Source organism: Fulvivirga sedimenti, assembly GCF_020328055.1.
The window spans coordinates 84,157-105,894 of the sequence record NZ_JAIXNE010000005.1; the positions used below are offsets into that span (position 1 = coordinate 84,157).

Annotated in this window: 18 protein-coding genes and 2 tRNA genes; 12 read left to right on the top strand and 8 right to left on the bottom strand. The window is 45.1% G+C overall.

What is annotated here, in order from left to right; all coding sequences use genetic code 11:
• Positions 1 to 31: 31 nt before the first annotated feature.
• Entirely contained in the window at positions 32 to 751 is a 720-nt protein-coding gene (locus LDX50_RS24070) for a biotin--[acetyl-CoA-carboxylase] ligase (protein WP_225698834.1), read from the bottom strand.
• Positions 752 to 819: 68 nt separating this feature from the next.
• Between LDX50_RS24070 and rsfS the strand changes: the two genes are divergently transcribed.
• From rsfS to LDX50_RS24090, 4 genes are all read left to right on the top strand, one after another.
• On the top strand, positions 820 to 1,197 hold the full coding sequence (gene rsfS, locus LDX50_RS24075; RefSeq protein WP_225698835.1) for a ribosome silencing factor: 378 nt from the start codon (positions 820 to 822) through the stop codon (positions 1,195 to 1,197).
• A gap of 51 nt (positions 1,198 to 1,248) precedes the next feature.
• Positions 1,249 to 3,306: an ATP-dependent zinc metalloprotease FtsH gene (gene ftsH / locus LDX50_RS24080; protein WP_225698836.1), complete on the top strand. Its 2,058-nt coding sequence runs from the start codon at positions 1,249 to 1,251 to the stop codon at positions 3,304 to 3,306.
• Positions 3,307 to 3,377: 71 nt separating this feature from the next.
• Complete coding sequence (locus tag LDX50_RS24085) at positions 3,378 to 4,157, top strand: UDP-2,3-diacylglucosamine diphosphatase (RefSeq protein WP_225698837.1); 780 nt, start codon at positions 3,378 to 3,380, stop codon at positions 4,155 to 4,157.
• Positions 4,154 to 4,921, top strand: a complete 768-nt coding sequence (locus tag LDX50_RS24090) for a hypothetical protein (RefSeq protein ID WP_225698838.1) — start codon at positions 4,154 to 4,156, stop codon at positions 4,919 to 4,921. The genes LDX50_RS24085 and LDX50_RS24090 overlap by 4 nt, the downstream gene beginning before the upstream one ends.
• On the opposite strand, the gene LDX50_RS24095 is transcribed toward LDX50_RS24090, so the two are convergent.
• A complete protein-coding gene (locus LDX50_RS24095; RefSeq protein WP_225698839.1) occupies positions 4,922 to 5,569 on the bottom strand; it encodes a hypothetical protein in 648 nt (215 codons plus the stop codon).
• Positions 5,570 to 6,035: 466 nt separating this feature from the next.
• Here LDX50_RS24095 and LDX50_RS24100 point away from each other — a divergent pair, with 466 nt between their 5' ends.
• From LDX50_RS24100 to LDX50_RS24115, 4 genes are all read left to right on the top strand, one after another.
• Positions 6,036 to 7,424: a sigma-54-dependent transcriptional regulator gene (locus LDX50_RS24100; RefSeq protein ID WP_225698840.1), complete on the top strand. Its 1,389-nt coding sequence runs from the start codon at positions 6,036 to 6,038 to the stop codon at positions 7,422 to 7,424.
• Positions 7,411 to 8,724 carry a sensor histidine kinase gene (locus LDX50_RS24105; RefSeq protein WP_225698841.1) on the top strand — a complete coding sequence of 438 codons (1,314 nt, stop codon included), beginning with the start codon at positions 7,411 to 7,413 and terminating at the stop codon, positions 8,722 to 8,724. The genes LDX50_RS24100 and LDX50_RS24105 overlap by 14 nt, the downstream gene beginning before the upstream one ends.
• 41 nt (positions 8,725 to 8,765) lie before the next feature.
• Positions 8,766 to 9,005, top strand: a complete 240-nt coding sequence (locus tag LDX50_RS24110; RefSeq protein WP_225698842.1) for an acyl carrier protein — start codon at positions 8,766 to 8,768, stop codon at positions 9,003 to 9,005.
• 149 nt (positions 9,006 to 9,154) lie between these two features.
• Positions 9,155 to 10,255 carry an AI-2E family transporter gene (locus LDX50_RS24115; protein ID WP_225698843.1) on the top strand — a complete coding sequence of 367 codons (1,101 nt, stop codon included), beginning with the start codon at positions 9,155 to 9,157 and terminating at the stop codon, positions 10,253 to 10,255.
• Here LDX50_RS24115 and LDX50_RS24120 read toward each other — a convergent pair.
• Complete coding sequence (locus tag LDX50_RS24120; protein ID WP_225698844.1) at positions 10,237 to 12,078, bottom strand: gamma-glutamyltransferase family protein; 1,842 nt, start codon at positions 12,076 to 12,078, stop codon at positions 10,237 to 10,239. The genes LDX50_RS24115 and LDX50_RS24120 overlap by 19 nt on opposite strands.
• A 145-nt stretch (positions 12,079 to 12,223) precedes the next feature.
• Here LDX50_RS24120 and LDX50_RS24125 point away from each other — a divergent pair, with 145 nt between their 5' ends.
• Positions 12,224 to 14,341 (top strand): M1 family metallopeptidase, encoded by a 2,118-nt coding sequence (locus LDX50_RS24125; RefSeq protein WP_225698845.1) that lies wholly within the window; start codon positions 12,224 to 12,226, stop codon positions 14,339 to 14,341.
• Between the two features lie 54 nt (positions 14,342 to 14,395).
• Here the strand turns inward: LDX50_RS24125 and LDX50_RS24130 are convergent.
• Both LDX50_RS24130 and LDX50_RS24135 read right to left on the bottom strand, forming a co-directional pair.
• Positions 14,396 to 14,469 (bottom strand) — tRNA-Arg (locus LDX50_RS24130).
• Between the two features lie 199 nt (positions 14,470 to 14,668).
• A tRNA-Arg gene (locus LDX50_RS24135) sits at positions 14,669 to 14,742 on the bottom strand.
• Positions 14,743 to 14,901: 159 nt separating this feature from the next.
• Here LDX50_RS24135 and LDX50_RS24140 point away from each other — a divergent pair.
• On the top strand, positions 14,902 to 15,630 hold the full coding sequence (locus LDX50_RS24140; protein WP_225698846.1) for a porin family protein: 729 nt from the start codon (positions 14,902 to 14,904) through the stop codon (positions 15,628 to 15,630).
• Here the strand turns inward: LDX50_RS24140 and LDX50_RS24145 are convergent.
• The 3 genes from LDX50_RS24145 to LDX50_RS24155 form a co-directional block, all read right to left on the bottom strand.
• Complete coding sequence (locus LDX50_RS24145) at positions 15,627 to 18,071, bottom strand: TonB-dependent receptor (RefSeq protein ID WP_225698847.1); 2,445 nt, start codon at positions 18,069 to 18,071, stop codon at positions 15,627 to 15,629. The genes LDX50_RS24140 and LDX50_RS24145 overlap by 4 nt on opposite strands.
• A gap of 139 nt (positions 18,072 to 18,210) precedes the next feature.
• The gene (locus LDX50_RS24150; protein ID WP_225698848.1) at positions 18,211 to 18,687 is read right to left on the bottom strand and encodes a DUF456 domain-containing protein; all 477 of its coding nucleotides are present in this window, start codon (positions 18,685 to 18,687) and stop codon (positions 18,211 to 18,213) included.
• A complete protein-coding gene (locus tag LDX50_RS24155) occupies positions 18,687 to 20,021 on the bottom strand; it encodes a saccharopine dehydrogenase family protein (RefSeq protein ID WP_225698849.1) in 1,335 nt (444 codons plus the stop codon). The genes LDX50_RS24150 and LDX50_RS24155 overlap by 1 nt, the downstream gene beginning before the upstream one ends.
• A gap of 106 nt (positions 20,022 to 20,127) precedes the next feature.
• Between LDX50_RS24155 and LDX50_RS24160 the strand changes: the two genes are divergently transcribed.
• Positions 20,128 to 20,598, top strand: a complete 471-nt coding sequence (locus LDX50_RS24160) for a cytidine deaminase (protein WP_225698850.1) — start codon at positions 20,128 to 20,130, stop codon at positions 20,596 to 20,598.
• 314 nt (positions 20,599 to 20,912) lie between these two features.
• Entirely contained in the window at positions 20,913 to 21,731 is an 819-nt protein-coding gene (locus tag LDX50_RS24165; RefSeq protein ID WP_225698851.1) for a CheR family methyltransferase, read from the top strand.
• Positions 21,732 to 21,738: the final 7 nt, after the last annotated feature.

Genomic DNA, 21,738 nt, shown 5'->3' on the forward strand with positions numbered 1-21,738 from the left:
TAGGGGCCCAATTATTTGATGAATGGCCAATTTAAAGGAATTCAACCTCCTTGAATCGAAAATCGCGCTCCCCGCGGGGTGTTTCCATCACTAATTCACCGGAAGGACGTACATCAATGATCCTCCCACTGAACACTTCTCCCGATTTATAAAGATGATCTTCCCCAAACTGATACATATTTTGCAGATATTCCTTCTTCTGCCGACGTTCATGATCATTTTTAAGGATGAGGTATCTTCCTTCTATCTGTGAAAGAAGCGATTCAAATATATCCTGGAGATTATACTCCTTTCCGGTAATACGGGAAAGCGATGTAGCCGCAGGATATGAAAAATTTTGTTGATTCAGGTTCAGGCCGATCCCAATGATGGAATAGTCAAGCTGCCTGCCTTTGAGTGTGTTTTGGATCAGCATACCTGAGACCTTCCGGTCCAGGTGATAAATGTCGTTCGGCCACTTTACAGAAAACCCGCTTGAAAAACTTTTCAACACATCCAGCATGGCCAAAGAAATTGCCATGGTGAGGCGAAATTGCTCATTTACAGCAAGGAATGATGGCCTGAGGATTAGCGAAAATGTAAGGTTTTCACCAGGCGCAGATTCCCAGGTATTTCCCATCTGTCCACGGCCGCGTGTCTGATCATCCGTAATGATGACAGTTCCGTCCGGAATAGCTTCCTTACCAATTCTGTCATAGGCTTCCTCGTTAGTTGAATGACATGTTGTCAGGAAAACGAGCTTTTTCCCCATAAATAAAGTTTTGGCAGGAATTTTATACACAAGTTTTTGTAGTTTTGTTTATTAACCAAAGTTAGTTAATGGGTAAAAAAAATAATCCAGCTCCTTCCGAAATATTAAGTGATATCGTGGTGAAAGGAATGCAGGAAAAAAAAGCTTCCAACATCACTGTAATGGACCTGAGACAGGTTAAAAATGCCGTAGCAGACTTTTTTGTTATTTGTTCAGGGAATTCGGATACACAGTTGGATGCAATTGCCGAATCGGTCGACAACGAAGTGAGCAAACAACTTGCCCAGAACCCCTGGCACCGCGAGGGAACGCAAAACAAAGAATGGGTGTTGCTCGATTACGTTGATGTCGTTGCACATATCTTTAAGCCAGATAAACGAAAATTTTTTGGATTGGAAAATATGTGGGGGGATGCTACCATTCACCAGATTGAAGATGTTGCATAGGTATAAACCTTATGGCGACCAAATCGTTAAAACAGAGAAATAAAATTAGAGATGCCAGATAAGAAAAAGAAGATGATACCCGCGAAACCGCCAAGACCGAATTACCAGGTCTGGGTGATCGTGATTTTGATCGTAACCATCTTCGGTGTAACCTATCTTAATCAGAACAGCGCTGTGAAGCCTGTGACCCTGAATAAGCTTGAAGAAATGCTGAAGGACGGAGATGTGAAGGATGTTAAACTGATCAAGAATCAGGGGTTCGTAGAGATTACGCTAACGGAAGAGGCCCTAAGCAAGAGTAAATATAACGACCTGGAGTCAAATTCTCCTTTAGGAATGGGTTCCGGTCCGCATTTTAAATATCCGATTGCCAGTATTGACACATTCGATCGCAAATGGGAGGAAATTAAGAATAACCTTCCGGAGGATAAGCAGATGGATTATACCTCTGAAGAGAAATCCGATATCATCGGATGGCTCTGGCAGTGGGGAATCCTGTTTTTCATTCTCTTTGGATTCTGGTTCCTGATGCGCCGTATGACCGGTGGCGGAGGTCCCGGCGGTCAGATATTCAATATCGGTAAATCAAGAGCTGCCCTCTTTGATGCTGAAAACAAGGTAAAGATCACATTTGATAATGTTGCCGGACTAGATGAAGCCAAGGAGGAAGTGAAGGAGATCGTTGATTTTCTTAAGAATCCCGCCAAATTTACACGCCTGGGTGGTAAGATCCCGAAAGGTGCGTTGCTGGTTGGATCACCGGGAACAGGTAAAACCCTTCTCGCTAAGGCTGTGGCCGGAGAAGCGGCAGTGCCGTTCTTTACTTTATCGGGTTCCGACTTCGTTGAAATGTTTGTGGGTGTGGGCGCGGCACGAGTTCGCGACCTGTTCAAGCAGGCGAAGGAAAAAGCTCCATGTATTGTCTTCATTGATGAAATTGATGCCATTGGACGTTCACGCGGAAGAGGCCAGATGCCCGGCTCCAATGATGAACGTGAAAATACGCTGAACTCACTGCTGGTGGAAATGGACGGATTCTCTACAGATTCCGGGGTTATCATCCTGGCAGCGACCAACCGTCCCGACGTGCTGGATTCAGCCTTGATGCGCCCGGGACGTTTTGATCGTCAGATCAGTATCGACAAACCGGATATCGTTGGCAGGGAAGCTATATTCAAGGTTCACCTGAAGCCCCTGAAACTGGCTAAAGAGGTAGATCCCAGGAAACTGGCGGCTCAGACACCAGGTTTCGCGGGTGCCGAAATAGCCAACGTATGTAACGAGGCAGCTCTTATTGCCGCGCGAAAGGATAAAAATGCGGTAGACATGCAGGACTTCCATGACGCTATCGACCGTGTTATCGGAGGACTTGAGAAAAAGAATAAGATCATTTCTCCGAATGAAAAGAAAATCGTAGCCTTCCATGAAGCCGGTCACGCCGTTGCAGGCTGGTTCCTGGAGCATGCCGATCCGTTGGTAAAAGTGAGCATCGTACCACGCGGAGTGGCTGCGCTGGGTTATGCGCAATACCTGCCCAAAGAACAGTTCCTCTATCAAACAGAGCAACTTATGGACGAGATGTGTATGGCACTCGGAGGAAGGGCCGCTGAAGACATCATTTTTGGTAAAATTTCCACGGGAGCACTCAGTGATCTCGAACGGGTAACCAAAATGGCCTACAGCATGGTTTCAGTATATGGTATGAATGACAAGATCGGAAATGTTTCTTTCTATGATTCGAAACAGGCTGATTATGCATTTACCAAGCCTTATTCTGATCAAACGGCAGAAACCATCGATAACGAGGTTCGGGTGCTTATCGATAAAGCATACAATCGCACAAAGGATCTCTTGCTGCACCGAAAGACTGAACTCAAAACTGTAGCTGAGAAGCTTCTTGAAAAGGAAATTATTTTTCAGAGCGATCTGGAAGGACTTATTGGAAAGCGACCGTTTGAAGGCCAGACCACCTATGAAGCCTATACAAACGGACAGGCAGAGGATACAAAGACAGATGAGAAGGAAGAAAAGAAAAAGCCTTCCGGCAAAACATCTGCTCCCGAATCCAGTACTGAGCCAATCGAAGAAAAGCCTGATTTATCAAAATAATCAGGATACAAATCCATTTATGAAAGGGTCAGGTGCTTTAAAGTACCTGATCTTTTTTATTTTAGCCGAATATGGAAAATAATCCGTACAGCATTCCTGATCTGCAGGGCAAGAAACTATACTTCGCTTCAGATTTCCACTTGGGCGTTCCCAATCATGCCGAAAGCCGGAAGCGGGAAGACCGAATTGTACGGTGGCTCGAAGATATCCGTCATGATGCGCATACGATTTTTTTGCTGGGGGATGTATTTGATTTCTGGTTTGAGTACGGTACTGCCATTCCGAAGGGATTCATCCGGCTTCAGGGCAAACTGGCCTCACTTACCGACAGCGGTATACCTGTAATCATGTTCACAGGAAATCATGATATGTGGATGTTCAATTACTTTCCTGAGGAATTAAACATCCCAATTTACAGGGATCTGCTGCCCGTCGAAGTTGGCAATAAACGATTGCTAATTGGTCACGGAGATGGCCTTGGCCCCGGGGATCACACCTATAAATTCCTGAAAAAAGTATTCCGCAATAAGTTTTGTCAGTGGTTATTTGCTCGCATTCACCCGAATACCGGCATTGCGATTGCCAATCACTGGTCGAAAAGATCGCGCATCAGCAATTCGGATAAACAGGAGGACCAGTTCAAGGGAGAAAAGGAATACCTGCTCCAATACTGCAGAGAAATGGAAGGAAAGACGCATTTCGATTTTTATGTTTTCGGGCACCGCCATTTGCCACTGGATATTGAGATCAATGAAACAAGCCGGTATTTCAACCTGGGTGAATGGGTAAATTACAATACCTATGGCGTTTTTGACGGGAAGGATTTCGAACTTAAAACCTTCATGCATTGATCAGGTATGGCTGGATATTTATTTTTTTACTGTCATTCCTGAACCTCCGGGCACAGGATGTGCTGCTCGACAATATTCAGTCGGCCTCACTGGACAACAAGGGAAATCTGTATGTGGGGGACCAAAAGGGTAATCTTTACCAATATCTACCCACTGGTGAACGATCTGATCTGCTCTATGCTCCGCCCAGGCCAAGCGGCCTTACCCTCATCGATGCGTCAAACCCCCTCCGGATCTTTGCTTATTACCAGGATCTGCAGGAATACGTGATTCTGGACAGATTTTTAACTGAATCTGCCCGCTATTCCCTGACTGATTTTACTACCTTTTCCGGTTTATGTGCACCCAGCCAGAACAATCAGATATGGCTTGTGGATTTACAGTCATTTGCTTTAAAAAAAATCGACCCCCTGCGCAATATTGAACAAATATCAGTGCCCTTGGAGCAGGTGCTCGACCCTGACAGTTACGAGATTACCCATCTCCAGGAATATCAGAATCTTGTATTTATGTCAGACAAATATCGCGGGGTATATATTTTTGACAACCTGGGAAATCTGATGATCCAAATTCCCGTAAGGAATGTGTCCCACTTCAGCTTTTCGGGCGATGATATCCTGATGGCCACCAGCTCCAAAGAACTGATCCGTTATAACCTTTATGAAGGAACAGAACAAAAGATCACACTCACCTACCCGGTACTGATGTATTTCGAGTCGGCGAAACAGTATTTTATAAACTCCGGTGAGATCAGGATCAGATAATCAGATTCCCGTAAGCACCCAGCCTGATACCTGGTCATTCGAACTGATGGAGTGACTCGCATGGAGGTAGGTATTATAAAAAAGATATGCATCAAGTTCGAGAAACAACGGAATGCATGACACCGCAGTCAGGTTGTCAAAACGCACCTTACCGAAACGAAAAGAAGGAACCATACCGATCTCGTTTCCGGTGAATATCGAATCATCTATACGCAGTTTACATCCCGACTGGTAAAGTGGCGCCCGATCTGCAACATTGGTAAACAGGGTATCATTACCATAAAAATAGAAAAGGGCCGACGAAAAGCGATCTGGCAATAGCAGATAATCCTCTTTCTTTTCAATGCGGTATGTAACCGGACTTGCGTTTTGTTTGAATAACGGACTACCTGGCGTGAATGACTCGCTGAAGTACAACTCTTCATCTATCTCCTTTACTGATAGTATCAGGGTATCGCCTGTGTAGATTGCACTTGCTGGAAAATTACAGGAGCCTGTATACCGGACATAATAGGATCGCTGTCCATCCACCGGGTTCTTCAATGATGTGTTAATCGCTGTAATAACGATGGGTTCATAATCATCTTCGGAACAGGAAGACAATCCCGCCAGCAATATGAACATAAGAAACACAAGTTGTCTTTTCATAGCCCAGATAAGACACATTCGGCGTAAAAGACGTTGGAAAAGGGGCAAAAAAAGAAGTGCCCCAGGTCAGGAGGCACTTCAAGGTCAAAAACTCAAAATAATTCGGATAAATAGATTTATCCAATAACAACAACGCTAATATAACAAACTTTTAACAAAAAAGATTTTAAAAATTAAAATAAAATCCCGCAAACACGGTGATAAATTCATCCATTTATCAATTTTTCGTTTCGTTCTTTCACGCAACTTCATCAAAACCAATTATTTCTGAGAATAATTCGGATGAACTGAAATTTTCTGTTTGGGTTTAAAAAATTTAATGCATTTCGGGCTTTATCCACTGTGGTTACTAAGAAACGCAAATTGCACAGTGATTAATTAGGTGATGTTATGTAATTTTAACAATGTAAGGAACAGATCTGCTTACGGTCTGACAATCAATACCCGTTTTTGGTAAACCCCCGATATGGAAGAGAAGGAAATAGGCAAAATTTTAATGATCGATGATGATGAGGATGTGTTATTCGCAGCTAAAATGCTATTGAAAAAACACGCAAAGCAAATCATCATTGAAAAGAACCCGAAGAAAATTCCTTTCCTGCTAAACAACGACACTTACGACGTGATTCTGCTGGATATGAATTTCAGCAAGGATACCACCAGTGGTAAGGAGGGATTTTACTGGCTGGAAAAAATTCTGGAGCATGATCCCTCCCTTGTGGTGATAATGATCACGGCGTTTGGTGACGTGGAAATGGCAGTTGAAGCACTTAAAAAGGGTGCGACCGATTTTATCCTGAAGCCATGGCAAAACGAAAAGCTGCTTGCCACCCTGGGCACTGCCATGAAGCTGAAAGAGTCCTACCGGGAAGTAGACAAACTGAAAAAGGCAAAAAAACAGCTTGAGGAGGAATTGAATCAACCTTTCAAGGAGATCATCGGTAACAGTAAATCTATCACAGAGGTGTTCCGAATGATTGAAAAGGTTGCTTCTACCGATGCCAATGTTTTGATCCTTGGTGAAAATGGTACGGGCAAGGAACTGGTAGCACGGGCGATCCATCAGCGATCGTTGCGCCGTGATAACAGTTTCGTTACCGTGGATATGGGGGCTATCACGACAACCCTGTTTGAAAGTGAACTTTTTGGCCATAAAAAAGGATCCTTCACCGATGCAAGGGAAGACAGGGCCGGCCGTTTTGAAGTGGCCAATGAGGGAACACTGTTCCTTGATGAGATTGGCAACCTTCCGATGGGACTGCAGTCCAAGCTGCTGACCGTACTGCAAAACCGGCATGTAACGCGTATTGGAACGAATAAACCCATACCTATTGATATCCGACTGGTCTGTGCGACCAACATGCCATTATATGACATGGTTCATGATAATACATTCCGCCAGGATCTCCTTTACAGGATCAATACCGTTGAAATTAAGATTCCGCCGCTGCGGGAGCGAAGAGATGACGTAACACTGCTGGCCGACCACTTCCTGGTGCAGTATGCTAAAAAATACAGGAAGGAAATCGAGAAGATCAGTGAGGAGGCAATGATGGAATTGAAAAAATATCCATGGCCTGGAAATATTCGTGAACTTCAGCATGCGATAGAACGTGCTGTGATCATGTCTGACTCGGAAGAAATACAACCAGGTGATCTCTTTCTTCAGATGGGAGATAAGGAGCATGAAATGGGCGCCATTGGTATGGATAACATGAATCTGGACGATGTTGAACGCGCAGTGATTAAAAAAGCCCTGGATCTACACGAGGGCAATATTTCAAAAGCAGCGGAAGATCTTGGTCTTACCAGGGCATCCCTGTACCGACGATTGGAAAAGCATGGACTTCAGTAAACCCGGTACACAAACGGTACTACGGGTTCTTGGAATCGGTTTAACCAGTGTTTTCTGGGCGACAACCTATGTTCAAAACGGTTCCTTCCCATTTCAGCTGCTTTGGATGATCCTTTTCAGCGTTCAGCTCCTTTTGCTTGTTCGATTTGTTGACGGAAAACGTGAAGAGAAAAAAGATTATGAGGAACCCGTACAGGAACCTCTGCAGGCAGTTCCGGATGCAGGAAATTCTGAACGGGCAGAAGAAACACCAAAACCTGAGCGCGACAAGGCCAGGGAAGAGGAATTTTTGTTTCTTAAAAATATCGTTCAGCATGCCGGAACAGGTCTGATGGCCTTCAAAGCCAATGGCGATATTAAAATCATAAACCGTGCTGCCAAAAAGCTGCTGAAAGTAGACGAGCTTTCTAACGTTAATCAGCTCTCAACCAGCATACCGCTATTGCTGGAAAGCATGAAACGATTAAAAACCGGTGGCCGTGACCTGGTTCGTGCGGATATCGACGGAAATATTCAGCAGCTGGCTGTATATGCAATCCAGCTCAACCTGCATAACGAGGAAGTAAAACTGATATCCCTTCAGAATATCCAATCGGAACTTGAAGAAAAAGAAATGGAGGCTTGGCAGAATCTCGTGCGCGTGCTGACCCATGAAATCATGAATTCCGTAACACCCATTTCGTCTCTTGCAAATACTGTAAGTGAAGACCTGGCGGATCGGATCAAAAAACCGGAATCATTAAGCCCGGAAGATATCGAGGATTATCTGCTGTCTATTGGCACCATCAGAAAGCGCAGTGAAGGACTGATCCGGTTTGTGAAAGACTTTCGGAATCTCACGCAAGTGCCTAACCCGGAACTGCACCGTGTGCATGTTGAATCACTGCTGAAGGATGTAATTATACTACATAAAAAAGAATGGGAAAATAACGGCGTGAAAGTGGATATGATGGTGGAAAGGGAAGGCATGCATATTCTGATGGATAAGGGTCTGATTGAACAGGTGCTGATCAACCTGATCAAAAATGCATTTCACGCACTGGAAGAGACTGAGGTCGGGGAAATAACCCTGCGCGCCGGATATGATAAGGACAAGCACCCCTATATTTCCGTAAAGGATAACGGAAGCGGGATCGATGATGAAGCCATGGAAAAAATCTTCATACCGTTTTATACCACCCGTAAAACGGGTTCAGGCATAGGATTGAGTTTATCCAGGCAGATCATGCGCAAACACCGTGGAACATTAAACGTGCGGACGTGGAATGAAGGTGGCACTGAGTTCATTTTAAGGTTTTAGAAAAACAACATATTTTTTTACATTTACGAAAACATCTACCCATGCAAATACAGAATCAGATTACGCAAATTTTAGTGGATAAACTCGGTATTGCTCAAACCGAAGTAACACCGGAAGCAAATTTCATCAAGGACCTGGGAATTGATTCGCTGGATTATGCTGAGCTGGTTATGGAATTTGAACAAACTTTCAATATCCGTATTCCGGATGAAGATGCTGAACAACTGCAAACCATCAATCAGGCGATTAACTATATCGAGAAAAAGATGGTAAACCCGTGACAGCATTTAAATTCTTCGACTGCTGATCATTTGTCTTTACTGCCGCATCCCTCCTGGCTATTCTCAACGCAATACTCCTGAATCCGCGTAGAAATAGTTCTTGCAACAATTACACCCATCTTTTATCTTAACATGAAATCACCTGAAAGATGAAGAAAAGGGAGATCATGAATTCGGTTTCCACAACCATTGAAGTGGGTATACGTGTTCTAGTATTCACGTTTGTAATCGGTTGGTGTCTGTTTTTAATGCGTCCCTTTCTCACTCCGATACTTTGGGGTGTAATTCTCGCCGTTGCTGTAACACCCTTCTATAACTGGATTAATCATAAAATTTCAAACCGAAATATCCTCGCATCCATCATCGTGGTTTTTGTTCTTTTAGCAATGCTTGCCGGGCCGACTTTATTGTTCTCAAGTTCAATTTTACACGCAATGCAAAAGATTGGAATACACCTTTCTCATGGCACGCTTGAAATCCCAGATCCGCATCCTTCAGTACTTGAGTGGCCATTTATCGGTGAGTCTTTCCACGATATGTGGCAATCAGCCCATGATAATATGAATGGATTTTTTATAAAATATAAGTCTGAATTGTCCTCTGCCGGACTTTGGTTTTTAAATGCACTTAAACATATTGGGTTGAATATTCTCCATATCCTTGTTGCCATTATCGTGGCCGGCATTCTACTCGCTACCCGGGGCACCCAGGAAACAGCCGAGCTCTTTTACATTAAGCTGATTGGAAGGCGCGGTCCGGAACTGCGTATTTTAACTGAACAAACAATTCGGCAGGTAGCCAAGGGAATCCTTGGTGTGGCCTTCATTGAAGCCACTTATTTCGGATTGATATTTTTATTTGCCGGTGTTCCACATGCCGGGATTTGGGCGTTGCTTTGCCTTATATTGGTCATCATCCAGATAGGTTCCCTTCCTGTACTGATTCCGGTGGTTATTTATATGTTCTCTACCCTGGAGCCTTCCCTGGCCATTCTCTACCTGGCATTGTTAATTTTCGGTATTATCATTGATCATATTCTGAAGCCAATTCTTCTCGGTAAAGGAGCGTCAGTACCAATGTTGGTCATATTCATGGGCGCGATCGGCGGGTTGCTCCTCTCCGGATTCATAGGCCTTTTTACCGGCGCAATTGTATTATCACTGGGATATAAGCTATTTGTTGCATGGCTTTATGATGAACCAGCAACAGACGCAGAAATAACCGAAGAAGATTACCAGCCTATACCGTAATCCTCTCCGTAATTGCTGGATCCACCCCAGAAGGTCTTGTTCTCCGTGTCGAAATAAATCGCATTGATCGGTCCGGATGTGTGCTTTCTTAAATCGATCCGATACCCCATTTCACGAAGCTCATCCAGTACCCACGGCGGCATGTCATTACGCATTTGAACGCTGCCGGGCTTCGGACTGTGATCACCGAAAGAATTTCGCATTTGAAAAGAAATAATGTTGGCTGCTTCGGTAGCTTCCTGAACTGTCATCCCGAATTCAACTACATTCAAAAAGAACTGAAGTAAAACCTGGTCCTGGATGTCTCCTCCCTGGACAGCGAAAGACAAAAACGGTTTACCGTCCTTCAATGCCAGCGAAGGTGTTAGTGTTGCCCTGGGACGCTTCCCGGGCTCCAGCACATTATATGGATTCTCACTCGCGTCCAGTACGAAACTCTGCATACGCTGACTAAGTCCGACACCGGTTTTTCCGGCGATGTAGGCCGGCACCCAACCGCCGCTTGGCGTTACGGAAACAACCCAGCCTTCAGCATCTGCTGCCTGAATGGTCGTTGTCCCTGCTGTGAAAGAAGCCTCATGTTCGGCGTCCGGGATCTGAGCCGGCTCGAAAAGTGCCGCCGACTTGTCATACCACTTTTCAAGATAATTTCTGAAGGGATTCTCTCCCTCCTGATATTTGTAGGGATCCCCGGGCATTACTTCTTCTTCATTTTTATCGGGGTTAATCAGCTTCACGCGTTCCCTGGCATAATCCTTCGACAATAAGCCTTCCATGGGTTCTTCCGGCGGAAAATAGGGATCTCCATAGTAAAAGTCGCGATCGGCAAACGCCAGGTTCATTACCTGGTATAAGGTATGAAGATAGCGCGTTGAATTATACCCCATTTCCTTCACGTCTATATTCTCGAGCATATTAAGCGCCTGCAGCAGTACAGGGCCCTGAACCCACGAAGTGAGTTTGTACACATCTATCCCTTTATAGTTCGTGGAAACGGGCTCTTCAATATAAACCTGCCATTTATCCAGGTCTTCCATGGTGAATAAACCACCTCCTTCACGGGTACCCCGAACAATTTCTTCCGCGATATCACCCCGGTAAAAACGGTCATACGCTGCATAAATGGCCTCTTTACGTGACTTTCCACCTTCCAGTGCTTTTTTTTCAGCCTCCACCAGCTTCAGTAACGTGGCATGAAGGTCGGCCTGCCGGAATATCTCGCCGGCGTGAGGGGCTTCACGCTCCTCCCCCTGGTGTACAAGAAATACGTCGCGGGAATATTTCCATTCCCTGATCCGGTCCTTGCTGCGCTCAATGGAATTGGCAGTTTGGGCCTCAATAGGATATCCTTCTGCCATTTCAATGGCAGGAGCCAATACATCGGCAAGGCTCATCGTTCCATATTCGGCAAGCATGGTGAACAGTCCACCCGGGGTACCGGGTGTTACCGCAGCCAGTGGCCCGAATTCCGGAGGGAAATCCATACCTTTTTCCTTGTAATATTCAGGTGTCGCACCTGTTGGCGCCACACCCAGTGCATTGATACCAATAACTTTTCCAGTATTCGGATTATAAATAAGCGCCTGGGTTTCACCACCCCAGCTAAGCACATCCCACATGGTACACGTAGCAGCGAGCATTCCACATGCCGCATCTACCGCATTCCCTCCTTGCTGAAAGATCATCGAACCGGCCGTTGCAGCCAGCGGTTTTCCGGTAATGGCCATCCAGTGCCGGCCGTGCAAGGGCGGTTTTTCCGTCTTTTGGGAAATGGCAGCTTCAGACAGGAAAAAGCAAATGAGTATAGTCAGAATTATTCGCATTGTTCAGGTTTTGAGTGTTCCTGAAGATACAGATAATGACACAATTTTTAAATTTTTCCTTAACTGCATTTTAAACCGTTTACGATGGTATAATTGACGTTGGTTACATTATCACTTAATTTGGGGGAAACAAACCATTAGATATATGCGATTTACAATTTTACTGGCCGGTCTGCTCCTGATTGGAGCCGGTTCCATAGCCCAGGAAAAAAGATTCTTCATCCCGAAAGAAGTAAGGGATGCCTACGAATCGGGAACACGGAGCATGAATGGTGCTCCCGGTCCGAACTACTGGCAAAACACAGTAGATTACAAGATTAACGCCACACTTGATCCGACAACCAGGAAGATATCGGGATCCCTGTCGGCGACCTATTACAATAATTCGCCGGATGCGCTGAATACCATTGTAATCCGGCTTTATCATGATGTTTTCAAAAAGTCGAATAAACGACTGATGCAGGTGGCTGCCGAAGACATTAATGAAGGAGTGGATGTTACCAAAGTTGCCATTAACGGAGTGGATTACCCGCTGAATACACAGCAGGTTCGCAGGAGTGGCACCAATATGTATATTACCCTGAGTGAGCCGCTTGAGCCAAATTCGTCTCTTGAGTTCGCCACGGATTGGTCATATGTGGTTCCTCAGACACTGCGCCGTACAGGTGTATATGACAGCACAAGTTATCATGTAGCGTACTGGTACCCTCAGTTTTCCGTCTATGATGATATTTTCGGATGGGACACGATGGATTATACTTTTCAGACCGAATTCTATAACAACCTGGCCAACTACGATGTAACGATCACTATTCCCAACCGCTTTAATGTCTGGGCTACCGGTGTTTTGCAGAACCCCGATGAGGTCTTCACGAGTGAAATTCTCTCACGATATAATCAGGCCAAAACATCCGAGGAGGTTGTGCATATCATTGCCGATAAGGATTTTGCCTCCGGGTTTGCCAATAAAGGAAATACATGGCATTACAAAGCCGACGAGGTCAGTGATTTTGCATTCTCAATTAGCGACCACTACCTCTGGGATGCTGCGATTCAGAAGGTAGACAACCGGGATGTGCTCGTTAGTACTGTTTTCCCGAAAGGCAATGCGGTGGTTTATAAGGATGTGACATCGAACCAGCAAAAGGCGATGAAGCATTTCTCCGAAGACATCCCAGGGGTGCCTTATCCTTATCCTGCATTTACCACTTTTATCGGACTCAGAGGCGGAGGAATGGAATTTCCGATGATGGCCAATAATGCCGGTCCGGGATTGGGTGTAACCGTTCACGAAATGTACCATACCTATTTCCCGATGTATGTACGCATTAACGAGCGCAGGTTCGCATACATGGACGAAGGATGGGCACAATACATCACTAAAATAGTAACAGAGCGTTATTTTGAAGAGGATAACAAAACCTTCGAATTTGAAGGACTTGTAAACGGCGGTGCCCCTATGGGAACTTTCGAAGACCTGCCGCTGATCACTTCGACGCAATTTATGGATGGATCCAACTATGGTTATGCTTCGTACAGCCTGCCTGCATATTTTTATGGTATGCTGCACCACTATTTAGGGGACGAAATGTTCCGCAAGGCATATAAAACCTATATAGAGCGATGGGCAAAAAAATCACCAACACCTTATGATTTCATCTATACCATGGAAGACGTATCGGGTGAAGACCTTGGCTGGTTGTGGAATCCGTGGTTCTTCAATTACGGAAATGCCGACCTGGCGCTCAAGTCTATCAAAGGTGGCAAGGCAACCGTTGAAAAACTCGGTTCACGACCTGTTCCGGTAAAACTGGATGTATTCTATAAAGATGGCGGCAGTCAGACTACAGTGCTGAACGCCAAGGTCTGGGAAAAAACCAACGAGGTGACCCTGCCTGTTCAGAAAGAAAAGGACATCGCCTATGTGATGGTAAGCCAGGGCGTACCAGATGAGAACAGTATGAACAATATTTATCCTTCGCTAAAGGAAATTTATACGAATTATGAAATTGCGGAAGGTTTGACAGGTGAGTACGGACTGGATCAATACCCGGTTTCCATGTTCATTGAGGAAGAAGACGGTGTTTTAACGCTGAATATCCCCCAGGCTGGCCTGGGTGGCGAGCTTCTGCCTACAGGTTCAACAAGCTTCAGAGCGGTCGATGGGTTATTCACCGTGGAGTTCACAAAGGATGATGACGGCTCCTACAGCAAGGCACTGTTCACGATCCAGGGACAGAAAATTACAGCCACGCGGAAGTAGATCTGAATTGCATTTAAAAAGCCCTGCCGGAATGATCTGGCAGGGCTTTTTTTGTGACCCCGGCGGGAGTCGAACCCACAACCTTCAGAACCGGAATCTGACATTCTATCCAATTGAACTACGGGGCCGGTCTTGCTCCTGCAAAGGTAGTGCAAATCTGAAAATATGCTATAGCTGGTCGAAATTCTTAAAAAACTGCTGTAGAGAAAGACTGCCTCAGGCAGGTAATAATAACTACTGACTATCCCAACGGGACGCCCCTGGCGCTGACTACTGACTACTGACTAAAAAACCCGCCACTTCCGTGACGGGTTTTTGCTTTCTTAGTGACCTTGTCAGGATTCAAACCTGAAACCTCCTGAGCCGTAATCAGGTGCTCTATTCAGTTGAGCTACAAGGCCATTCCAACATTACAGACGAAAACCGTGTCTCCTTTCCGTAACGCCGTGCAAATTTAACCAATTATTTATGGCAAAAAAAAGCATCTCCCCCCTTACTTTTTCAAAAAAAGTTATCTTTGCCCACCTGCAACAAAAAATTCAATCTGTAGTTAGACCAATATGATACGTTCAATACTTGCACTAATTTTTATATTCTCATTGTCAGCCTCCTTTGCAACTGACACCGATCCGCTATATAAAATGGCACCGGTGAGCGTACGTCAGGCACAGGCGCGGCCCGACCTGCCAGGGAACCTGAAAGTTGAACTGGGCTGGAATTTTCTGCAGAATGAACCTGCTCCAATGGCGATCAACTCTTTTGGATCCCGGACCATAAACGTCAGCTATTCCTATGAATTGCCAATAGGGAAATTCGGACTATACTTTGTTCCGGGTATCGGAGTGGGAATGGATCGGTATAAGTTCGACGCAGACTTTACCCTTTCACAAAATGCCAATGGTGATGTTTCCTTCACCGATATCGCTGAACTGGATCCCAAAAAATCCCACCTCATCACAAACTATGTCGATATTCCACTTGAATTCAGGTTTTACTCCAATCCAGGTGACCGTAAACGCAGTTTCAACATCAGTTTCGGAGGAAAATTCGGATTCCTCTTCGAATCTCAGACAAAATTGAAATATGATGACGGCAGCGAAATGGTGAAAGTGAAAAACAAAAAATCGTACGGACTCAATCCTTTCAGGTACGGATTAACGGGCCGAATTGGTTACGGAGGTTTCAACTTTTTTGGTTATTACAGCCTGTCGGAATTATTTGAAAACGGACCCAACGGAACGGCCGACACATCCAACTTTACAATCGGACTGTCGGTTAACCTTTTCTAGAAGTCTCCATCCATATCCATTCTGTCATCACCACCTTTCCTGTCGCCTTTCCTCTGGCGGTCAGGCTTCTGATTGATGCGATATGTAAAGTTCACAGTGAACTGACGGAAACGTCGGCGGTATTCTGATTCAGAATAGAAGTTCTCACCCTCGGTAACACCGCGATAAACACCGGTATTGAAGACATCATTCACATTCATAACCAGGGTTGCCGCCCCGTTCAAAAGATCAGTGCTGAGGCCGACATCCAATGTATTGAATGACTTACGCGTTCCCTGGGTCGTGTTGCGAGGCGCACGGTAACGATAATTCATCTGGATATCAATCTTATCCCAAACCGTAAACCTGGAATTTAGACGGCCATTGGCCGAAAATGCCTGCGCATAATACCGCACATCCGAATACACCCCGTCTGTTTCGGAATAATAAACGTTGGCATTCGCATTGATCGTCCACCATTCTGCCAGGTCCTGAGAATAATTAAATTCGAAACCAACAGCATCCTCGGTCGAAAGGTTTACAGGAAATGACGTACTAACGCCTTCATCATCTACGGTGGTAATGCGTTCCCACTCACCGGTGCTGTGACGATAATATACACTGCTGAATAATGATCCCGTACCCCAGTTAAGCAAATAGCCCAGCTCATAGGAATCTGTATAAACAGGATCAAGATCAGGGTTACCTGTACGCAGGTATCTTGGATCACTAAAATTTGAAAAAGGATTCAAAATCCAGAAACCCGGGCGGCTCAATCGGCGGCTATAACTTGCCTGTAGCGAATTCTCCCCTCCCAGCTTGTAATTCAATGAGGCACTGGGGAAAAGGTTGAAATAATTCTTATTATTCACCTGTTCCTCCTCCTCCGGATCCAGGGGTTTCAGATCTGTCTGTATGTCTGTATATTCTCCCCGCATTCCCAGTTGCCAGGACCAGCGATCCCTTGTGTTTCCCACAATAAAATATGCTGCCTGAATTGACTCATCATAGCGAAAGTCATTACTGAAGTTGTACAGTGGCTCAAAGTCACCAGACTCATTCTGCTCCTGTACCAAATAATCATTGCCTATGCGGCGAAAATTGCTTCGTAAGCCGAATTCAAGGATACCGTTCTCAGCATATGGATGAACGTAAAAGGTCTCAATAAGAAAATTCCGCTCCCCCTCTTCATTCCTTGAGGTCTGAATTAACGGTGTATTTCCAAGGCCTTCACTGAAAATTGTTTCTTCATACAAATCTGATTCTTCCAGCTCTGTATTGTTTCTGTATTGAACATCAAAATTGAACTCCTGCTTCTCCTTGTTAAAACTCTTGCGGAAGGAAAGCGTATATTCCCGACTGTTCTCCGTCTCCTCTTCATTATCTGTTCGCACCGATCGCTCCTGCAAATCCTGATTCTGATCGAACTCAGCATAGTATGTATTACGGTCATTATTTTCATCAGATCTTCTGATGAGCATTGACCCTGTTAATACTGTCTTGTCATTGAAGTAGTACTCCGCTCCAAACTGAACATTATTGGAGATGCCACCCCGCTCAAAGTCAAAATCACGATTGAGGTATGTGGTGGTATCGGCACTAAACTGGCGCCGGCGTTCATAGCCTTCTCCCGGACTTCGCCGATAATTCAATCCGTAATTCCCGAAGAAATTGAAATTATTGGCCCTGTAATTCAGATTTGCTGAAATTCCATGGTCATTAGGGTATCCTGTATTGAGGGAGATACCACCGTTGAATCCCGCTTTCCTGTCTTTCTTCAGAATAATATTGATGATACCGCCTTGTCCTTCCGCCTGATAACGTGCTGAAGGGTTTGTAATCACCTCGATACTTTCTACCAGGTTCCCCTGAAGCAATCTCAAGCCATCACTGTCTGTTAATCCAATCAGCCCGGAAGGCTTACCGTCAATAAGGATCTGGACATTTGAACTTCCGCGTAGACTAACATTTCCTTCCTGGTCCACGGCAACTGATGGTACACGATCGAGTATTTCGGCTGCACTCCTTCCTGTATTGCTCACATCCACACCCACATTGAAAACACGCTTATCCAGCATCATCTCCATTTCCTGCTTTTTCCCGGTGATCACTACTTCCGACAGGGTTTCAACATCCTGACTTAATGTGATCGGACTGATCGTGTACAACTGTTGCTCTTTTGGGATTTGAATCCCGGAAACAGTTTTGGCCTCATAAGAAACAAACTGGGCAACCAGATAATAAGATCCGGGAGGCAGCATGAGTCGGTAATTACCCTCAAGATCGGTTATACCACCCGTGACAAGGGATGAGTCCTTCGGCGTATAGAATGACACCGTTCCATATTCAAGCGGGCCTCCGGTCTTTTCGTCAATCAGCCTACCGCTTACGGTAACCTGTGATTGACCCGATACGGTTAGTGCCGCAAAAAATAAAAGAATAAAAACAGTAAATCTTCGCATGTCTTGTTTGGTTTTAGCACCATAAAGACGGCAAAGGCGTGTCTATTGTTTATGTAATACCTGAATTTTACATGTACGGCAATATACCATATCAATGGTAAATTGCGTGTTTAAACATCAATATTGAAACGACACTCAATCACAGTACAGCTGTGAAGTAGAAATAGATCATGACAGCAGAGGCGGCCAGCTTGATGAATGTACCAGCAAGAAATCCCAAAAAACTCCCAAACGCTGCTTTAACGGCCTTTTTTTGATCAGAGCCAGCCAGGAATTCACCGATCAGCGCTCCCAGAAGTGGTCCGATTATAATTCCAAAGGGGGGAAAGAATATCAATCCGACAAAAAGACCAACCAATGTACCATAAATGCCATATTTGGTCCCGCCAAACTTCTTGGTTCCATAGGCTGGTATCCAGTAATCCAGCAATGCTACGGCCAGTGTGATCAGCGCCCAGATAACCATAAACCTGGTGGAAAACGGAGGTTCCTGCATCAGCTGAAGAATCAGTAGTCCGACATAACTCAGCGGTGTTCCGGGAAGAACTGGCAGCAGGCACCCGATCAGACCAATCAGTAAAAATATCCCCGAAAGAATCATCAGGAAGACATCCATCACTCAATCTCTTTTTCAACCAATTCAATACCCTCTTCAACAAGTTCCTTCAAAATCGGATCATAGATTTCCTGAACAATGGGAATCTGAACTCCACGCAGCCGGATATTTCCATTCAGTATGTGACGGGCCGCCATACCCAAAGGAAGGCCGACCGTCTTTGACATTGCTGTATTCACCGGATCATCGCCGATCGCAACCATGGTACTATGAATCTCCCTGTGTTTGCCGGAATCCATAAAGTCAAATTTATGCCACATAACAATCATGTCCCGATCATCAGGATCAAGAGTCCATTTCTTTTTCAAAATGTGCTCCAGTACCTGGGCAGGTGTTCCCTTATCCAAACCAACGGGGGTCTCGTCAAACAAGCCAAGCCACCGGAGCCGGTGCATCTCCGGGCCGTCAAGTTCCAGGCGCATATAATGAGCCAGCTTCAGCTCGACGGAATCATGCGGATTGTAGGACAGAAAACTATTAATGAATGACCGATGCGTCATTTCGCCTACGCCCTCCATATAATAGGCATCATCTGTGGCGCCCAGCTGAACAAAGATATCCCAGGTACGGCAAAAGCCGGGACGCCGGAAGGTTCCCCTGTAGATAGTTCTTATGCCCCGCAAGCCATAAACATCCAGATACTTGAGTGAGTCGCGGTTGGCGTAGCCTTCAAAGTGGCCATAGCCGGGAATATGAACGATCTCAGTTCGTCGAAAAAGACGCTGATACGGGATATATTTATAGGTCCCCTCCTGGATAAACTTAACGATACCCTGTCCGGCAAGTACCACATTCCTCGGGTTCCAGGTGAATTTATAATCCCATGGATTGTCCGCCCGTTCATTTGGAGCAAGCAAACCTCCGGTAAATGATTCAAATCCAATCAACTCATGTCCGTCCGAACGTATTTTATCGATCACACGCATAGCAGACATATGGTCGACCCCCGGATCCAATCCGCACTCATTGAGTAACAGAATCCCTTTCTCCTTAGCTTCACGGTCGAGCGACCGCATTTCATCTGAAACATAGGAGGCTGTAAGCAGGTGAACACCATGGGACAAGCACTGACGCGCCACCATCGGATGATAGGCAGCGGGAAGCATACTGATAACCAAATCTGCCTTGCCTACTTCCACACTACATTGTTCAGGATGGTTTATATCGAACTGAAAAGCCTCAGCCCTGCTGCTGTTATGGCACTTTTCACGGGCAATGCTTTCGTCATAATCCCCGACCCGGATCACCCAGTCATTCTCCATACTGTTTTTGATCAGGTATTCAATCAGTGAGGTTGCCGACCGGCCGGCGCCAAGTACTAAAATCGTTTTCATAGGTGATCATTCAATTCACACCCTGAAACTAAGGGAATCATTATGCGTTTAAAAAACAACGATCAAAAATATTTTTAACCCGACGAATTAACGACCTTTAAAGACCATGGAACAAGACAAATACACGATTATCGGTCAGTTCGATGAGCTGGTTGAATCTGATAAGTCATTAGCACAGGCTGCAATGGATGCACTCAGATTTTCCTATGCCCCTTACTCGACATTTCATGTGGCGGCGGCAATCCGTTTGGCCGACGGGACGGTAATTACAGGGGTCAATCAGGAAAATGCCTCATCACCTGCGGGATTATGTGCAGAACAGGTTGCACTCTATCGCAAGGGCATCGAGTTTCCGGAAAAAGAAATCACCCAAATCGCCATAGTTGCCCGTTCCGGAGACAAGCAAGATCTTGTACCTGTGAGTCCGTGCGGGAACTGTCGTCAGGTAATGGTTGAATTCCTTCACCGACAGGAACCCAATTATTCGATACTCATGAAATGGGAAGGGAAAAGCTGGATAAAGATCCATCAGGTCGATTCGCTTTTGCCTTTTAGTTTCACTGCAAAATCACGTTAGATAGTACACGCCCCTTTCATTTTCAGGCATATATAGTAAATTGGTTAATCTATTTCCGAATGCGCCCGTGCGCTGAAGAATAGCATTCGTTCCATTTTGGCGTCATCATTCATATGAAACGTCAGGCGGAACCTTGATTTTTTAATGTGTGAATGCCGGTGGCATTTACCTATGGAGTGGCTGGAAAGAATTTTTACACCATGCTGTTCACAAAATCATTTAAAAAAAGAAAAAACCTTACCATTTGAGATGGTGCTGGTTTTGGCAATCAAATTACGCGGAAGCGTGTATTGTTGGGTGAAGACTGAAAGAACATGATAGACATCGACATTGCTGATATCAAGCAGATCACAGAGGTGATAAGAAGCCGTTATGATTACGACTTTACCAACTACGCCCTGTCATCCTTTAAACGACGTGTAACACGGATTCTTGAACTTAACAGGTTCAGCGTGGAAACACTCATCAGCAAGCTGGACGATCCCACCTTCATGGAATATTTCCTGAATGAAATCACCGTAAATGTAACCGAAATGTTCCGCGACCCTTCCTTCTGGAGGATAATGCGCGATGATATTCTTCCCGCTATTCTGGTCAATCATGATAAAATACGTATCTGGCATGCCGGATGCTCCTCAGGTGAGGAAGTCATCTCAATGGCCATCCTGATCAAGGAGATGGGAATTCTCAATAACGTCAGCATGATTGCCACCGATCTGGATACCAATATTCTGGAAAAAGCACGTGCTGCACGTTACTCCGTGAAGCATATGGATCTGAATGAGAAGAACTATATCAGATTCCAGGGAACGTCATCCATCCGGGATTATTATGAAGAAAAGGACGGGATTGCGATCATGGATCCCTCGTTACTCGAAAACATCTCCTTCAGAAAACACGACCTGGTGAAAGGAAGTGTTTTCAATAAATTCGACCTGGTTCTCTGCAGGAATGTTATGATCTATTTCAATCAGCAGCTGCAGAATGAGGTGTTGAAGAAATTTCATGAGAGTATGTTCAAATATGGCTATCTGGCGATTGGCTCAAAGGAATCCCTGATATGGTGTGAGATAGCCAATAAGTTCATTGTAGTTAACAATGAAGAGAAAATTTACAGGAAAATAAAGGACTGATGCGGCA

What these genes read in the sequence shown, in the direction of transcription:
- LDX50_RS24070 (WP_225698834.1), bottom strand. Translation starts at nt 751, where the DNA reads ATGGGGAAAAAGCTCGTTTTCCTGACAACATGTCATTCAACTAACGAG.
- rsfS (WP_225698835.1), top strand. Translation starts at nt 820, where the DNA reads ATGGGTAAAAAAAATAATCCAGCTCCTTCCGAAATATTAAGTGATATC.
- ftsH (WP_225698836.1), top strand. Translation starts at nt 1,249, where the DNA reads ATGCCAGATAAGAAAAAGAAGATGATACCCGCGAAACCGCCAAGACCG.
- LDX50_RS24085 (WP_225698837.1), top strand. Translation starts at nt 3,378, where the DNA reads ATGGAAAATAATCCGTACAGCATTCCTGATCTGCAGGGCAAGAAACTA.
- LDX50_RS24095 (WP_225698839.1), bottom strand. Translation starts at nt 5,569, where the DNA reads ATGAAAAGACAACTTGTGTTTCTTATGTTCATATTGCTGGCGGGATTG.
- LDX50_RS24100 (WP_225698840.1), top strand. Translation starts at nt 6,036, where the DNA reads ATGGAAGAGAAGGAAATAGGCAAAATTTTAATGATCGATGATGATGAG.
- LDX50_RS24105 (WP_225698841.1), top strand. Translation starts at nt 7,411, where the DNA reads ATGGACTTCAGTAAACCCGGTACACAAACGGTACTACGGGTTCTTGGA.
- LDX50_RS24110 (WP_225698842.1), top strand. Translation starts at nt 8,766, where the DNA reads ATGCAAATACAGAATCAGATTACGCAAATTTTAGTGGATAAACTCGGT.
- LDX50_RS24115 (WP_225698843.1), top strand. Translation starts at nt 9,155, where the DNA reads ATGAAGAAAAGGGAGATCATGAATTCGGTTTCCACAACCATTGAAGTG.
- LDX50_RS24120 (WP_225698844.1), bottom strand. Translation starts at nt 12,078, where the DNA reads ATGCGAATAATTCTGACTATACTCATTTGCTTTTTCCTGTCTGAAGCT.
- LDX50_RS24125 (WP_225698845.1), top strand. Translation starts at nt 12,224, where the DNA reads ATGCGATTTACAATTTTACTGGCCGGTCTGCTCCTGATTGGAGCCGGT.
- LDX50_RS24140 (WP_225698846.1), top strand. Translation starts at nt 14,902, where the DNA reads ATGATACGTTCAATACTTGCACTAATTTTTATATTCTCATTGTCAGCC.
- LDX50_RS24145 (WP_225698847.1), bottom strand. Translation starts at nt 18,071, where the DNA reads ATGCGAAGATTTACTGTTTTTATTCTTTTATTTTTTGCGGCACTAACC.
- LDX50_RS24150 (WP_225698848.1), bottom strand. Translation starts at nt 18,687, where the DNA reads ATGGATGTCTTCCTGATGATTCTTTCGGGGATATTTTTACTGATTGGT.
- LDX50_RS24155 (WP_225698849.1), bottom strand. Translation starts at nt 20,021, where the DNA reads ATGAAAACGATTTTAGTACTTGGCGCCGGCCGGTCGGCAACCTCACTG.
- LDX50_RS24160 (WP_225698850.1), top strand. Translation starts at nt 20,128, where the DNA reads ATGGAACAAGACAAATACACGATTATCGGTCAGTTCGATGAGCTGGTT.
- LDX50_RS24165 (WP_225698851.1), top strand. Translation starts at nt 20,913, where the DNA reads ATGATAGACATCGACATTGCTGATATCAAGCAGATCACAGAGGTGATA.